This window comes from Novosphingobium sp. PhB55 (assembly GCF_004368805.1).
Lineage (GTDB): Bacteria > Pseudomonadota > Alphaproteobacteria > Sphingomonadales > Sphingomonadaceae > Novosphingobium.
In genome coordinates, this window is record NZ_SODQ01000002.1 from 511,232 (window position 1) to 526,143 (window position 14,912).

General features: G+C 64.3%; 12 protein-coding genes. 6 read left to right on the forward strand and 6 right to left on the reverse strand.

Annotated elements, in window-relative coordinates; all coding sequences use genetic code 11:
- Positions 1–259: 259 nt before the first annotated feature.
- The 4 genes from EDF57_RS06560 (at position 260) to EDF57_RS06575 (ending at position 6,429) form a co-directional block, all read left to right on the forward strand.
- Positions 260–784, forward strand: a complete 525-nt coding sequence (locus EDF57_RS06560) for an RNA polymerase sigma factor (RefSeq protein WP_134093539.1) — start codon at positions 260–262, stop codon at positions 782–784.
- Positions 778–1,830, forward strand: coding sequence for a FecR domain-containing protein (locus EDF57_RS06565; protein ID WP_134093540.1), 1,053 nt, complete (start codon positions 778–780; stop codon positions 1,828–1,830). The genes EDF57_RS06560 and EDF57_RS06565 overlap by 7 nt, the downstream gene beginning before the upstream one ends.
- 178 nt (positions 1,831–2,008) lie before the next feature.
- Positions 2,009–4,891, forward strand: a complete 2,883-nt coding sequence (locus tag EDF57_RS06570) for a TonB-dependent receptor (protein ID WP_243840920.1) — start codon at positions 2,009–2,011, stop codon at positions 4,889–4,891.
- A 68-nt stretch (positions 4,892–4,959) separates the two neighbouring features.
- Complete coding sequence (locus EDF57_RS06575; RefSeq protein WP_134093542.1) at positions 4,960–6,429, forward strand: phosphoesterase; 1,470 nt, start codon at positions 4,960–4,962, stop codon at positions 6,427–6,429.
- Positions 6,430–6,457: 28 nt separating this feature from the next.
- On the opposite strand, the gene EDF57_RS06580 is transcribed toward EDF57_RS06575, so the two are convergent.
- The 5 genes from EDF57_RS06580 to EDF57_RS06600 all read right to left on the reverse strand — a co-directional run bounded on the left by EDF57_RS06580 (position 6,458) and on the right by EDF57_RS06600 (position 11,207).
- Positions 6,458–6,991, reverse strand: a complete 534-nt coding sequence (locus EDF57_RS06580; protein WP_134093747.1) for a PRC-barrel domain containing protein — start codon at positions 6,989–6,991, stop codon at positions 6,458–6,460.
- Positions 6,992–7,104: 113 nt separating this feature from the next.
- Positions 7,105–7,407 (reverse strand): UBP-type zinc finger domain-containing protein, encoded by a 303-nt coding sequence (locus EDF57_RS06585; RefSeq protein ID WP_134093543.1) that lies wholly within the window; start codon positions 7,405–7,407, stop codon positions 7,105–7,107.
- Between the two features lie 138 nt (positions 7,408–7,545).
- A complete protein-coding gene (locus EDF57_RS06590; RefSeq protein ID WP_134093544.1) occupies positions 7,546–8,772 on the reverse strand; it encodes a class I SAM-dependent methyltransferase in 1,227 nt (408 codons plus the stop codon).
- Between the two features lie 187 nt (positions 8,773–8,959).
- The gene (locus EDF57_RS06595) at positions 8,960–10,516 is read right to left on the reverse strand and encodes an arylsulfatase (RefSeq protein ID WP_134093545.1); all 1,557 of its coding nucleotides are present in this window, start codon (positions 10,514–10,516) and stop codon (positions 8,960–8,962) included.
- 499 nt (positions 10,517–11,015) lie between these two features.
- Entirely contained in the window at positions 11,016–11,207 is a 192-nt protein-coding gene (locus EDF57_RS06600) for a hypothetical protein (protein ID WP_134093546.1), read from the reverse strand.
- 42 nt (positions 11,208–11,249) lie between these two features.
- Between EDF57_RS06600 and EDF57_RS06605 the strand changes: the two genes are divergently transcribed.
- Positions 11,250–12,152, forward strand: coding sequence for a sulfotransferase (locus EDF57_RS06605; protein ID WP_134093547.1), 903 nt, complete (start codon positions 11,250–11,252; stop codon positions 12,150–12,152).
- Positions 12,149–13,447 (forward strand): polysaccharide pyruvyl transferase family protein, encoded by a 1,299-nt coding sequence (locus EDF57_RS06610; protein ID WP_134093548.1) that lies wholly within the window; start codon positions 12,149–12,151, stop codon positions 13,445–13,447. Before EDF57_RS06605 ends, EDF57_RS06610 begins: the two co-directional genes overlap by 4 nt.
- Before the next feature lie 134 nt (positions 13,448–13,581).
- On the opposite strand, the gene EDF57_RS06615 is transcribed toward EDF57_RS06610, so the two are convergent.
- Complete coding sequence (locus EDF57_RS06615; protein WP_166675191.1) at positions 13,582–14,754, reverse strand: amidohydrolase family protein; 1,173 nt, start codon at positions 14,752–14,754, stop codon at positions 13,582–13,584.
- Positions 14,755–14,912: the final 158 nt, after the last annotated feature.

Genomic DNA, 14,912 nt, shown 5'->3' on the forward strand with positions numbered 1-14,912 from the left:
CCCAATTGCCATGCACACGACATATTCCGCGTCCTGAGAGGCGGACTTTCGAACCGCGACGAACACCCGTCCATAAACGATGGGCCACAAGCGATGGGCCAAAAACACCCGGCAACAAACGGTGTGGCGCTGTCCGGGTTGGGGGGTCCGAATTGTCTATCGTCAGGGCCATCGGCGCCGCCGGTTTCGCAGGAGTTGATTTGAGCATGACCTGTCCGTGCATTCCGACCGTCGGGCGGGTCGGAATCCTGCCGCCGCAATGACGGTCCAGCCTGCCTCGTTCGAGATAGATTCCTCCGAGCGCGCCGCCCTGGTGGCTTTCCTGGCGCGCAAATCCGGCAACCTGATCCTGGCGGACGACATCGCGCAGGATGCGATCGTGCGGCTGGTGGAGTTCCAGCAGCGAGAGAAAGTGCGCAATGCGCGCGGGTTGCTGTTCAAGATCGCCGTCAACCTCCTGATCAACCACCAGCGGCGCGAAAGCCGCATGGTCGCGGGCCTGGGCGACGATTTCGCCGACGATTTCGTGGATGAGCAGCCCTCGCAGGAGCGCGCCGCGCTCGACAGCGACCGTCTGCAGCAATTCCGCCGGGCGCTGGAAACGCTGCCGCCTCTGCGGCGCGAGGTGCTGATCCGCAGGCGGCTGGAAAACCAGTCCTACCAGGAGATCGGCCAGGCGCTCAGCCTCTCTGCCGCCGCGGTCGAGAAACACGTCGTTCGGGCCCTTGCCTCGCTGCGGGCCTATCAGGACAAGCACATGATCGAGGGCGAACGGCCATGGTGATCCGGATCGGAGCCTTTCGCAGCTACGAAGAGCGGCTGGACGAAATCCGGGCGCAGGCGGCGTGGTGGGTGGCACGCGAACACACCGGCCGCATGCGCGAAGCCGAGCGCATGGACTTGCGGGACTGGTTGGCGCGCAGCCCGGCGCACGAACTGGAATATATGCTGGCCGACAGCCTCTATGCCGACGACGACCTCGTTGCCGCCATGCGCCTGGTGCCGCGCTACGTCCCCGAACCGCGCGGCGCCCGGTGGAAGGAAGCGCTGGCGCAGGGCGGGCGCTGGCTGCACGAAGCGCTGATCCGCGGTGCGGCCCCGAAACTGGTGGCGGCCTCTGCGGCGATCCTGCTGGTGATCGGTCTTGCCAGCCTGATCGACCCCTTCGGCCGCACGCCCTCCACGGGGGAAGATGCGCGCCTTGCCGATGGAATGACGCTGAAGACGCAGAACGGCGAACGCCTGCTGGTCCAGCTGCCGGATGGCACCCGCGTCGAAATGGCGGGCGGCAGCGAGGCGAAAGTCCGCTTCGCCAGGGACGCCCGGCATTTCGCCCTGACGAAAGGCGAGGCGCTTTTCGAAGTCGCTCACGACACGGCGCGCCCCTTCCTGATCGCCACCGACCGCGCCGGTGTTCGCGTCGTCGGGACCCGGTTCCTGATCCGCGAGATGCCTGCCGATACGCGGGTGGACGTTTTCGACGGCATCGTGGAAATCCGCGCGCCTGCCGCCGATGCCTCCACCATGCGCGTGCGGCGCGGTACCCGCGTCACCGTGGGGCGCGACGTGACGATCGGCCGTTTCGACCCCGGCACGGAGCAGGACTGGCGCGGCGGCTGGGTGGACGAGGCGAGCGTTTCGCTGGGCGCCCTGGCGCAGCTGATCGAGCAGCGCACCGGAACCCGAATCGTCGTCGATCCGGAACTGGCGCAAGTGCAGGTCTCCGGCCGCTTCCGCATCACCCAGCCCGAACAGTTGCTGGCCAAGCTGGGGCCGGTCTACGGCTTCCATGCCAGCCGCACCGCTGAGGGATATCGCATCGCGAAATGACGGGGTCACATTGAAATAAAACTGTCACTGTAATTGATATGTAATAATAACTACTTGAAACTTTAATAAAAAACATTGTCCGGGTTCTTCTTCGGGAAATGTCTTGTCGTCCGTTGGAAGACACCATTTCCCGGTTTCTGGAGGGCCTGTGTTCAAGAATTTCCGTTCCGCTTTTCTCGTGTCGTGTGCTTTGTTCGCGGTGCCGGCGAATGCCGTAGAGGCCTATGCCCAGTCACCGGCCAATCAGCTTCACGAGGTGAACCTGGCGGCACAGCCGTTGTCCTCTGCGCTGCGCAACCTGTCGCGCCAGACCGGGATCGAGATCGTGTTCCGCCCGGACCTGGTGCGCGGCCGCAGCGCGCCGGCTCTGGCCGGCCGCAGCAGCGCCGAAGCCGCCTTGCGCAAGCTTCTGGACGGCACCGGCCTTTCGGTCCGCTATTCGGGCGATACCGCGATCCTCTACCGCCCATCCGTGGCCGCGCGCACACAGGTGGCGCTGACGGCGGTGGCTGCGGCGCCTGCGCCCGTGGCCACCGCCGATGCCGGCGGTGAGGGCCATGAAATCCTGGTCCAGGGCACGTACTCGGCATCGATCGCCGGCGCGCTGGACCGCAAGCGCAAGGCGAACAATGTCGTCGACTCCATCGAGGCCGTCGACATCGCGCAGTTCCCCAACCAGAACATCGCGGAATCGCTTCAGCGCCTGCCCGGCGTCACCATCGAGCGGGATCGCGGCGAGGGGCTGTTCGTCAAGGTGCGCGGCCTCGGCCCGAACTTCCAGGTCACCCTGCTCAACGGCCAGTCGATCGCCGTGAACGAGAACGTGCGCGACAGCGGCCAGAGCGGCCGTCAGTTCCGCTTCGACACCATCCCTTCGGAACTGATCTCGGGCGTGGACGTGGTGAAGAGCCCGTCGGCCGACCTGGAAGAGGGCGCGATCGGCGGCATCGTCAACATCCGCACGTTCAAGCCGCTCGACCTCAAGGCCGGGACGGTGATCGGCACCGCGACGGCCAGCTACGTCGAGAAGGCGGACAAGGTGGATCCGAACGTCTCGGGCCTCGTCAGCTGGAAGAACGACAGCGAGACGCTGGGCCTGCTGCTGGCCGGTTCCTACGCGCAGCGCACCTTGCGGCAGGACCGCATCACCGGCGTGGGCTGGCAGTCGCTGCCGGACGGCATCGACACTGACGGCGACGGCGTGGCGGACAGCGGCCCGATCATCGCGCCTTCCGCCGTGCGCCCGACGCTGGAGGAGGAAGACCGCCAGCGCTACGCGGTGAACGCCGCCGTCCAGTTCGCGCCCAGCGATGCCGTCAACCTGACGCTCGAAGGCTTCTACACCCGCCTCGACGACCACTACGACGAACTGACCTATTCGGCCGACATCGACGTGGATTCGATCGTCCCCGGCACGGCGGTGATCGAGGACGGCGCGCTGGTGAGCGCGACGAGCGAGGGCACCACGCAGATCGGGCGCGAAGTTTCCGACATGCGGCACCAGAACTGGTTCCTCGGCCTCAGCGGCGATGTGCGGGCCGGTGCATGGACCTTCCATCCGACCGCATACCTCACCCGCGCGGTCAGCGAGACGAGCGCTCCGATCACCCGCACCCGCCTGCTCGGGCCGGTCGGCCTCGTTGCCGTGACGATGCCCAAGGCCACCGGCACCAACGTGCCCAGCGTGGACTTCCTCGAAGCCGATCTCGACGATCCGGGCCAGCTTCCCTTCCGCCGCGTCGAATGGCGCGACGTGCGTTCGGTGGACACCGAACATGCCTTCGGCCTTTCCACCGAGCGCCCGGTCGAATTCGGGCCGGTGACGCGGATCTCGTTCGGCGCCAAGTATCGCGACCGCAGCCGCGATTACGACCGGCGCGACGTGAACCTCACCTCTCTGGCCGGCCAGTATTTCGACGGCACGTATTTCAACCGTTTCCCTTATGGCGACTTCCTGTCGGGAACCAGCGGCTCGCTGCCGACCACCTGGGTCCAGCCCGACCCCGATCCGTTCTGGAACGACAGCAACAAGAGCGCCCTGGAATCCTCGACGCCCAGCCGCTCGGACTTGCGCAACTCCTACCGCATCGGCGAGGAAATCACGTCGGCCTTCGCCATGGCGGACTTCGATTCCATGCTGGGCACGATGCCGGTGCGCGGCAACTTCGGCTTGCGCTATGCCCATACCCGGCAGACCTCGGAAGGCTACGCCGATAACGGCACGGCCGCAATCCCGGTCAGCTTCACGTCCACTTACGACGACTTCCTGCCCTCGGCCAACCTCGTCATCGAGCCGGCGAACGGCCTGATTGCGCGCTTCGCCGTGGCCAAGGTCATCACCCGGCCCTCGCTTTCGGACCTGGCCCCGCGCCTGACGCTGAACTCCTCGGGCACGATCCTGGAAGCGAGCGGCGGCAACCCCGAACTCCAGCGCTTCCAGGCCTGGCAGTACGACGCCGGCCTCGAATACTACTTCGCGGCGGGCAGCGTGATCAGCGCCAGCCTGTTCTACAAGGACATCGGCACGTTCGTGTACAACCAGGTCTCCGACTTCGTGGTGGACGGCCAGACCTACATGCTCACCGCGCCCACCAATGGCGGCAATGCTTCGGTGAAGGGCCTGGAGCTGGCGTTCCAGCACAAGCTGACCTTCCTGCCGGCGCCGCTGGACGGCCTGGGCCTTCAGGCGAACTACACGCTCACCGATTCCAGGGCGAGCTACAGCGACACCCTGAAGGACGACCTCGCCAATATTGCGCGGCACAGCTACAACCTCACCGGGTTCTACGAGAACGGCCCCTTCGAGGCCTGGGTCAGCTATAGCTGGCGCGGCAAGGTGCTGCAGTCGGTGGGGACCAACGACAATCTCTCGATCAACGACAGCGCCTTCGGCAGCCTCGATGCCAGCGTCAGCATCAAGGCGAACGACCATATCAAGGTCTCGCTGCAGGGCATCAACATCACCAATGCCAAGCAGCGCCAGTTCGTGGCCAACAACTGGTTCGGCGGCTACACCGATTATGGCCGCACGATCCGCCTGACGGCGCGCATGAGCCTGTAACGACGCGGTGCGGGTGGCGCCGCCAGGCTGCCACCCGCACGGCCTTTTTCCGAAAACGAGTGCCTTTCATGCTCCGCATCTCCGCGCTGCTTTGCGCCGCGTTCCTGCTCACGGCCGCATCGCCGCCATCCCCGTCCCCGCAGGCGTCACCCGACTTGGGCGCGCGCGAATGGCTTGCCGGCGATCACCACGTCCACAGCGAATTCAGCGCCGGCTGGCAGACGGACCCGGGCCATCCCCGCTCTCTGCCCAAGCCGGTCCTGGGCGGAGACAGCCGCCACACGATCCGCCGCAATGCCGAGATGGCGCGCCGCTTCGACCTGGACTGGATGGTCTCCACCGATCACGGCGGCCCCGGCCATTCGGCGCTGCAATACCGCCTTGGCTGGCCGGCCCTGGAGGATGTGCGCAAGGACTTTCCCGAACTGATGCTGTTCTACGGGCTGGAGTTCGATACGCCGGGCGGCGAGCACGCCAGCCTGGTCATGCCCATGGGGCCGGACGAGCGGGAAGACTTGCGCCGCATCGAGGCGGGATTTGCGGAGCGCGACGCCTGGCCCACCGATGCCGCACGCGATACCAAGCCGAAGATGCTGGAAGCCCTGCGTTTCATGGCCGGTTTGAACCGCCCGCCGGTGCTGCTGGCCAACCATCCCTCGCGAACGGCCACGGGGAAAGGCACATGGGGTCTTCACGACCCGCAAGAGTTCCGCGCCTGGATGGAGGCGGCGCCGAAGGTGGCGGTGGGCATGGAAGGGGCGCCGGGCCATCAGGCCGCGCATCCCGCGTCCGGCGCAGACAAGGCGCACGGATCGCGCGGGCTCTACGGCGGATATCCCACCATGGGCGGCTTCGACCAGATGACCGCCACGCTCGGCGGCGCCTGGGACGCCATGCTGGCCGAGGGCCGTCACTGGTGGATCACCATCGGTTCGGACTCGCATGGGCACTATAGCGAGGGCGGCGCCGATTTCTGGCCGGGCGAATATGCCCGAACCTGGGTCCATGCCCGCCGCAATGCGGCAGACCTCCTCGATGGACTTCGGAACGGCCGGATGTTCGTGACGACGGGCAATCTCGTAACGGGCCTTTCGCTCGCGCTGTCTCACCGCGATGGCGCGCGTGAGGCGGTCGAGCTGGGAGACACGGTCTCGCTGGCGCCGGGCGAGCGAGCCACGATGACCATCCGCCTGCGCCTGCCCGGCCGTGCGGGGAGTGCCGCGCGTCGCGGTTCGCTGCATCATGTCGATGTGATCCTGGGCTCCGTGCGGGCCGGTGTCCCGGACAGCCATGTGGCGAAGCGCTTTGTGCTGTCGGAAAAGCAGGTGAACAAGGGCGAGGTCGTCGTCGATTTCCCGCTGCCGCCAGCCTCGACGCCTTATTACATCCGGCTTCGCGGGACCAATACCGGAGAGGGCGAACCGGCCCTCGACACAGAGGGCGAAGACCCCGATGCCGATCGGTGGTTCTATTCGAACCCGGTGTGGATCACGCAGGACTCCTCGCCCGGCGCTGGGCCTGCCATCGTTCCCCGATAGTTTTCGCAGGGCGCCCTGGCAGCGGCCTTCACTCCGGCGCGGGCGGCCAGTCGCCATCGGCCAGCGGCGGCAAGGCCTGGAACCAGGCCGCTTCGCGCCGCAGTTTCAGAGCGTCGCCCGCAAAGGTGAGGTCCGCCCGGGCGACGGCGCGCAGCTCCTCGCCAATCCCGCCGACGCCGCTCGACGCGATCACGACATAGCTCAGCGCCGCGTCCTCGCAAGCGATCAGCGCCTCGACGGCTTTGCCGATCGATGTTCCGTCTCTGGCGGTCACGGGCATTCCGGCGATCCCGCTGGCGGTGAACAGCGTGGGAGAGGCAGAGCGCCGGCTCGCCTCGGCGGCGGACTTGCCGCCGTCTTCATAGGCGCGCTGCTTGCCAAGCCAGCGCCAGACGCCGATCAGGTTCACCAGCGTCAGGAAGCCATTGGTGGCAAGCAGGTTGGTCTGGCCGGACGAGAGGCCGATCACCGACCAGGCGATGGAGCCGAGGGTAAACACGACAAAGCCCCATCCCGTCACGCGGGCGCCGAGGTTGGACGCGGTCATCATGGCCGCGATCATCGTTGCGGCGGGGGCGATCCAACCAGCGGCTTCTTCCAAGGAAGGGCTCCATCATGCAACGACCGGGAGACTGCTCAACGCCCCGCGGCCGCCTTGGTGCCTGCGTTCACGCCCTAGTAGTAGCGCGGAATCGGCCCCAGCTGCGGCGTCTGGTCGGGCAGGTCGATCATTTCCTCGTCGACGTAGCACCAGCCCCAGCCCTCGGGCGGGTCGTATCCCTCGATGATCGGATGGTGCGCCGCGTGGAAGTGCGCGGTGGCGTGGCGGTGCGGCGACTGGTCGCAGCAGCCGACGTGGCCGCAGCTGCGGCAGATGCGCAAGTGCAGCCAGGGGCTCCCGATCTTGAGGCATTCCTCGCAGCCGCGCGCGCTGGGCGTGACCTGATTGATGGTGCTGCTATGGGGGCACGATGTCATGATCTGTCTCCGTCGAGTTCAGCAATCTTCGCGTGGATAGGGGCTATGGCCGGGGACCGCCTGGTGAAGCCGCTCCGAACATCGGCTACCGTAATGGCGTCGATCCCCGCGCCCGGCAAGCGCGCTTTGGCGCCGTCGCTAGCTCCGCGCGGCAGAGGCGTCGACCGTGATCTGGTCGTAGGACCACAGGGCCTCGAAGAAGGCCCGGGCACGATCCTTTGCCGCGCCGCCTGCGATCTCGACGATCCGCCCGATCGTGCGTTCGCCATCGATGGCGTCCAGCATCGCCTTTTCAGCCGGGCCGATCGGCAGGATCAGGTCGTGGAACCAGTGATTGCGGTTGAACAGCATACCGACGGCCCCCGGCGGCAGGCGCTCGGCGACGCAGGCGGTGGATGGCAGGCGGATCGGGACGTAGTTCATCCAGCGCCCATCGTCGAACTGGACAGGGGCGTGGTCGGTCTCGTCATCCGCGCGGATGATGAGGCTATGGGTCGCCATCGCCCCGCGCCACAGTTCCATCGCCGCATATTGCGCGGCCGGATCCAGTGCGGCGATCTTCGCCGCATGCGGTGTTTGCGCCATCGCGCCGCACTGGGGCAGGTAGGGCGCCTGCCGGTACCAGCGGTTGAACGACAGGCCGCTCGCCGCAAGGGCCTCGAACAGCTGTAGTACGTCGTAGGCCCGGTCGCGCGGGTTGAGCAAGGCATCGGCCAGGGCATCGAGGTTTTCGAAATCCCGCGACTGGCCGAGGACCGACATCAGCGGATGCTGCGGGGGAAGGGCCTGGACCGCCGTGACCAACTCGGCGATCTCGCGCCTGGAGGTGCCGATCCCCAGCCGGCGGCAATAGTCCTGCAGCATGTAGATCCCGGTGCGGCCGTAAGGTGCGTAGACCATCAGGTAGATCACGCCGCCGGGCTTCAGCACCGCGCGCAGCGCACGCAGCCCGGCCTCGGGATCGAAGAGGTGGTGCAGGACACCGGTGCAGACGATCAGGTCGAACCGGTCCTGCATGCCGCCCACATCCTCTATGCCGCGCAGTTCGGTGGTGAGGTTGGTGAGATCGTATTGGCGCTGGAGCCGCGCGGTTTCCTTGAGGCTCGTGGCGCTGACATCGATCCCGGTGACGCGGGCCTGCGGGCGGCAGACTGCGTGCTTGGCGGCCTGGAAGGTGCCGCAGCCTGCGACGAGTATGTCGATATCGGCGCGATAGGGCCGGTCGGGCCAGAACAAGTGGAAATCGCCCCGCAGCCGGTTCGGCTCGCTCCACAGGGCGCGGGCGCGATCGAGATTTGCCACCGGCGGAGGATAGGGATGAGCGTTGTAGAAAGCGCGGATCGGATCGTCTGCTTCGCGGTTCAAATCGTCGCATCCTGCTGAAGAATAGACAGGCTAGGCCGAGGGCCGTCGGCAATCAAGCTCGGCAAGCGGGCAAGCGCGGGGCAAGCGCGGGGCCTGGCGGCGGCTGCGCGGAAGTCGCCCGGCGCGAGAAGGGGCCGGTTCCCGTGGATCCGGCCCCTTCGGTTACGCTGGTATCAGCCCGGCGCGATCAGTTGCTGCTGGCGCCCGGATTGTCGAGCATGGCCATCGCCTTTTCGAGCGCGACGTGCACGCTGAGCGAGTCGGCACCCTGGCGCGGGGGATAGGCCTTGATGCTCTTCATATGCTCAGCGATGTAGGGCGTTGCCGCGGTCGGCGCCCAGAGCTTCTTGGCGACGAACTTGCGACCGATGTAGCCCCATTCGTGGCTTTCCGGATCCATCTTCTCCAGGGGATCCATGCGCAAGTTGAAGATGTAGGGCACCGAAGGCCAGTACTTGGCATTCCACCAGCTGCCTTCCTTCTTGATGCCGATATGCATCTTCCAGTTGCCGACGCGCACTGCCGTCAGGTCGGTCTCGTCATAGTAGAAGTATGCGCCGCGCGCCGATTTGACGGTCTTGGCCTTCCACACGTCAAGCTGGTTGAACCCGTCGAGATGCACCTTGTAAGTGATCTCGCTGTCGCCGAGCTTGGTGCCGGTGAGGAGCTTTTCCTTGATGTCGGTCAGCCCGGCGGCCGCTGCCAGCGTGACGAAGACGTCTTCGTGACTTTGCAGGGCGTTGGACTTGCTGCCGGCGGGGATCTGGGCCGGCCAGCGCGCGATCATGGGCACGCGTACGCCGCCTTCCCAGGTGGTGCCCTTCTCGCCGCGGAACGGGGCATAGCCGCCGTCCGGCCACATCATCAGCTCGTTGCCGTTGTCCGTCGAGTAGATGACGATGGTGTCGTCGGCGAGGCCGTTGTCGTCGAGCCACTTGAGCAGGACGCCGATCTGCTCGTCATGCTCCAGCATCTTCGCGCGGACGACATCTTCCTCGGCGCGCCCTTCGTCGACGGCCTGCTGGATGTACTTGTTCTGCGGGTGCGACCAGATGTGGATCGCGGTGGTGTTGAACCAGCAGAAGAACGGGCCTTCCTTGTTGCGGTCGAGCCAGTCGATCGTGTGCCCAAGCACTTCGCCGTCGAACGTCTCCATCCGCTTGCGGGTCAGCGGGCCGGTATTCTCGATCTTCTGCTTGCCGCGCTTGCCGAAGATGCCGTCGTCGGTGTCATCGTCCTCTTCGGTCGCCCAGGCGTGGAACACGCCGCGCGGGCCATACTTCGCCTTGTATTCGGGATCCTTCTGGCCCGGATAGTCGAGCTCCTCCGGCTCTTCCTCGGCATTGAGGTGGTAGAGGTTCCCGAACCATTCGTCGAAGCCATGGACCGTGGGCAGGAATTCGTTGCGATCGCCCAGGTGGTTCTTGCCGAACTGGCCGGTCTTGTACCCGGCAACCTTCAGCACTTCCGCCAGAGTCGGATCCTCCTTCTGAAGGCCGCGCGGCGAACCCGGGATGCCGATCGTGGTCATGCCGGTGCGGACCGGCATCTGGCCGGTGATGAAAGCCGCGCGACCGGCGGTGCAGCTCGGCTGGCCATAATGATCGGTGAAGATCATGCCTTCCTTGGCGATACGATCGATGTTCGGCGTATCTCCCATCATGCCATGGGTATAGGCACCCACGTTCCACATACCGATGTCGTCACCCCAGATGACCAGGATGTTAGGCTTACCGTTGGGCATCGCATTCCTCCTTTGGCAGCGTTGCGCTCGCGGGGGAAAGTGGTAGTTGGGTGCAGCGTATTTGGTATCGGGGTTAACCCGCCATCGGTCTGGCAGATTCTACCAACGCCGTTCCGCAAAGGCCGGAACACACCCGGCGAGGCTTTTTCGTGGGCATGGCCGAAGCCTGCCGGGACAATGGGAGCCGGCAGCCCCGCCATTGTCGCGCACGGCGCTGCAAGCAGGGCCTGCTGAACGCCTATCCGGAGTAAGGGAGAACATCCGAAGCTCCGGCGCGGGTGTCTGACCTGCGGATTCCCGCGAAATGGTCTCCGGCTGGCCCTCCTGACACTGTCTGGCGAACAGGTCGCAAGGCAGAATCATCTTCCATGCGCGTGGCCCTGCTTGCGGAACAACCTTAACGGACGCATTGGGTCTAAGCCAAAAGAACATTTCTTGTTTCGACTGCGCTTCACCTATGTTTTCCAAACGCAATTTGGGAGTTGGTGTGCGCCGCGATTCAGCGATCTTCGGTAAATACATTCGGTGTGCCCGGCAGGACAATCGTGGCCGCTGCCATTATGCCGTGCGCGTCGGCACGGGCCGTTCCAACGCCGAGCGCGACATGGCCGATTGAAACCCCGAGGACAGTGCTTGCCGGAGCCAGCTCACGCAAGCCGGACCGCATTTGCGCGGTATCGTCGAGGTTCACCGCTCCCCGTACCAGCGCATCAACCGGAGGCGCCAGTATCCCATGCAGTTCGATAACATTGACTTCATCATTATCGGCGCCGCAAAATCGGCAACCACCTGGCTTCAGACACAGCTGCAGTCGGATCCGGCGGTTTACATGCCCGATCCGGAGTTGCACTATTTTTCCAGGGAATACGGCCGGGGAGAAGATTGGTATCTGTCGCAGTTCAGCGAGGAAGGGGCCGGCAGGATCGTCGGCGAGAAATCCAACTCCTACCTTTATGTGCCCGAAGCAGCGGCCCGCCTTCACCGCCACCTGCCGCATGTGAAACTGATCGTGCAGCTACGCAATCCGGTCGAGCGGGCCTATTCCGACTACTGCATGCTGTTCCGGCGCGGCGAGGTTGGGGGGGATATAGGAAACTACCTCGATCCCTCGCTGGGCGAGAATTTGCGGTTCCTGGTTGCCGGCAACTTTGCCTCGCATTTGCAGTCCTATATCGAGCTTTATGGGCGTGAGGCCCTTCTTACCCTCTTCTTCGAAGGTGTGGCGGGCGACCCGGAAACGCAGATGTCGCGGGTCCGGGCGCATCTGGGCTTGCCGCCGCGGCCCCTGGCACCGGGCGGGCAGGATAAAGTGAAGGACAAGACGGTGCCGGTCGTGCCCGCAGGATTGCGCAAGCGTCTTGCCTGGATGAAACCGATCGCCCGTCCCTTGCGAGGCACCACCGCATTCCGGACCGTTCGCAATCTTATCGCGCGAGAAACCCAGTATCCGCCGCTAACCGATGAGTTGCGAAAGCGTCTTAACGATTATTATGGTCCCTCGATCGAGGTATTAGAGCAGATGAGTGGCCAATCGCTCAGTCACTGGTACGGACCGGTGGGACGTTCGGAGCAGAACATGACTGGTGCCGACACGTTGAGACGGATCAATTATCAAGGGGCAGGGTCGGCAATATGAAGACGTTCATCATTACCGGCATCCAGATGAGAAACAAAGGCGCGCAGGCCATGTTTCTCTCCCTGAGCTATTCCTTGAAATCGATCTACGGCGAATGCGAGGTAATCGGTTTCGCGAACAAATACGACGATCCGGAACAGTATACCTTCCCGCTGCTGCCATACGACGATTTCACGCGCCCTGCTTTGAGATACGGTTTGTACAAGGTGCCGTTCCTGGTGCCGATAGCGACCGGCATCGTCGGATACCTCAGGAAAAGCGACAAGTGGCGCAACAAGATCACGGACATGAAGAAGGCCCTGCAAAGAGCGGATGCTATCTTCGATGCGAGTGGATACACGCTGGGCTCCGGGTGGCCCAAGCAAAGCGGGCGGATGTTGTTGGACACAATAAGGATCGCTCGCCGGTTCAACAAAAAGATCATCCTCATGCCGCAGAGCTTCGGTCCATTCGACTGGGGTGAGAAAGACGATTCCGACTTCATCGACGAGGTGAAGAAAGAACTGACCTACCCCCTGAAGATATATGCGCGCGAGTGCGAGGGGTATGAATGCCTGACGTCTCTTGGCCTGCAGAATGTCGAATTGTCGGCAGACATGGTGATAAGGGAAAAGATTTTCCCCAGCGCCAGCCAAATCTCCACCAGGCACAGAGACGTAAAAGAATATTATCCGGCGCCAAACTCCGTGGGCTTCATTATAAACAAGAACGTATTCAGGATCGGTGACGCTTCCGCGGTAATCGATCTCTATGCGAAAATGCTCCAGAGATTGCTCGAAAATGGCGAAAACGTCTACATTCTGAACACGTCCACCGCTGACACGGATCTGGTCAAGCAAGTCCTTGGCAAAGTGAGAAATAGCCAGAAGGTTCAGGTAATTTCCGGAGAGTTCTCAAGCCCGGAGCTGATCGACATCCTCGCGCGATTCAAATATGTCGTCGCGTCGCGCTATCACTCGGTGGTGTTCGCTTACAGAAGCGGTGTCCCTGCAGTCGTGCTCGGATGGGCCAGCAAATATACTGACCTTGCGGCACTCTTCCAGCAGCAAGACTACGTCTTCGACATAAGAAGCACCACTGCCGCGGAAATTCTGGATGGCGTCGACAAAATGGGCGCGAGTTACGTGGATGAGGCGAGACGCATAAGGGAGTGTCTGGTAGGCGTCCAAGCCACGTCCGTAGTGCAACAGGCCATAAGTGCCCTGGAGGAACAAGGCATATCGGCGACGGTCACGACCCATCACCAGGTCCCATCCTCACGCGGGAACGGGAAAGCTACCGCGATGACTGTGTGAGCGGTTCAAGGGACTTTGCAGTCGAAGGATAGTTGCCTGCCGTTCCTTTCGTGGTCTCCGGCGCGGCAGTTTTCTCGCGATAGCGCTCGCCGCGACCAGCGGCTCGTGCCGGCAGGTGGATGACGTGCACACCCTTACTCCATCGAGGACAGGATTTCCCCTGCGCGGATCGTCACGGCGACTTTTGCGAAGGCCGCCGTGTCCAGTGCAGGGTCGCCATCGAGCAAGACCATGTCGGCTGCCAATCCCCGCGCGATCCGGCCCCGCTCATGGGATTGACCGAAGCGCCGCGCCGGGGTGGTGGTGAGTGCCGCCAGCACATGGCGCCAGTCCATCGCCTGCGCCATCAGGCGATACTCCGCGCTTGGGTCGAACACGTCCATGAAGCCGGCGTCGGTGCCGAACAGGACCTCGCCGCCGCCCTCGCTCATTGCGCGGACCTGCTGGACGACCGTGGCGACAGGCGTGCTGTCTGCCGGATAGACTTCGAACAGCATCATCGTCGGCACCAGCGCGACATGGGCCGAGACCAAGTTGCGCACTTGCGCCGCATCCCAGGGACCCGCGATCGGCGTGGCGTGGGCGAGCACGTCGACGCCGTTCTCCACCGCCGCGTTCATGCCCTCGCGATTGGTGGGATGCGCGAAGACCGGCAGGCGATGGCGATGCGCTGCGGCCGTCAGCGCGCGGATCTGGTCTGCCGGCATGACCATGACGTCCTCGGCGCCCAGAATGGCGCCGGTGAACAGTTTCACGCCGTCCACACCCGCCTGCGCCTGCCGATCGAGCCGCGCTACGGCCTCTGGCGTCGAGCGTATCTCGGGCACCGCAATATGCTCCGCCTCATAGACCGGACGCGCGTAGACCGGCGTGCCGTTCTTCGGGAAGAAGGGATCACCTACCGTGAGTATCTGCGGCCCGGCAAACCGTCCTTCCCGGATCATGCGCCGTAGCGCGGTCGCACTGGCGGTGCTGGAAGTGAGATCGAACACCGTCGTGAAGCCCCAGCGCGTGAACATGTCACGCAGTTGCCCTGCAAGTTTCGCAGGGTCGGCCGCGTCCGGGTGAAGCAAGTCATGCGTCATCAGATGGACGTGGCTGTTCCAGAAACCCGCGACGAGCGTGCGTCCTGCACCCGGGATGGTCTTCATCCCCTGGGGCACCGATACTTGCGCGCGGGAGCCGACGGCGGCGATCCGGCCGTCGCGGACGATCACGACGCCATTTTCGAGAGCTTTTGCTTGGGGATCGGCATAGATCCGGGCGCCCACTACGGCGAAATCCTCTGCCAGAGCAGGCCCGGTCACGCACCATGCGGCAAGAAATGCCGCCACCATTGCCACGCTTTTCATTCTCGCCCCCCGTCGGCCGTCGCACCGCGGCCAGGAGACAACGAAAGCGCAATGCGCGGCGGAGTGCAAGTTGGCATTCATCCCGGGCCGATGAGCGCGCCGAGGCGCGGCGT

Bases quoted from the DNA above. Each gene is read 5' to 3' on its own strand.
- EDF57_RS06560 (WP_134093539.1), top strand. From the start codon at position 260: ATGACGGTCCAGCCTGCCTCGTTCGAGATAGATTCCTCCGAGCGCGCC.
- EDF57_RS06565 (WP_134093540.1), top strand. From the start codon at position 778: ATGGTGATCCGGATCGGAGCCTTTCGCAGCTACGAAGAGCGGCTGGAC.
- EDF57_RS06575 (WP_134093542.1), top strand. From the start codon at position 4,960: ATGCTCCGCATCTCCGCGCTGCTTTGCGCCGCGTTCCTGCTCACGGCC.
- EDF57_RS06580 (WP_134093747.1), bottom strand. From the start codon at position 6,991: ATGATCGCGGCCATGATGACCGCGTCCAACCTCGGCGCCCGCGTGACG.
- EDF57_RS06585 (WP_134093543.1), bottom strand. From the start codon at position 7,407: ATGACATCGTGCCCCCATAGCAGCACCATCAATCAGGTCACGCCCAGC.
- EDF57_RS06595 (WP_134093545.1), bottom strand. From the start codon at position 10,516: ATGCCCAACGGTAAGCCTAACATCCTGGTCATCTGGGGTGACGACATC.
- EDF57_RS06605 (WP_134093547.1), top strand. From the start codon at position 11,250: ATGCAGTTCGATAACATTGACTTCATCATTATCGGCGCCGCAAAATCG.
- EDF57_RS06610 (WP_134093548.1), top strand. From the start codon at position 12,149: ATGAAGACGTTCATCATTACCGGCATCCAGATGAGAAACAAAGGCGCG.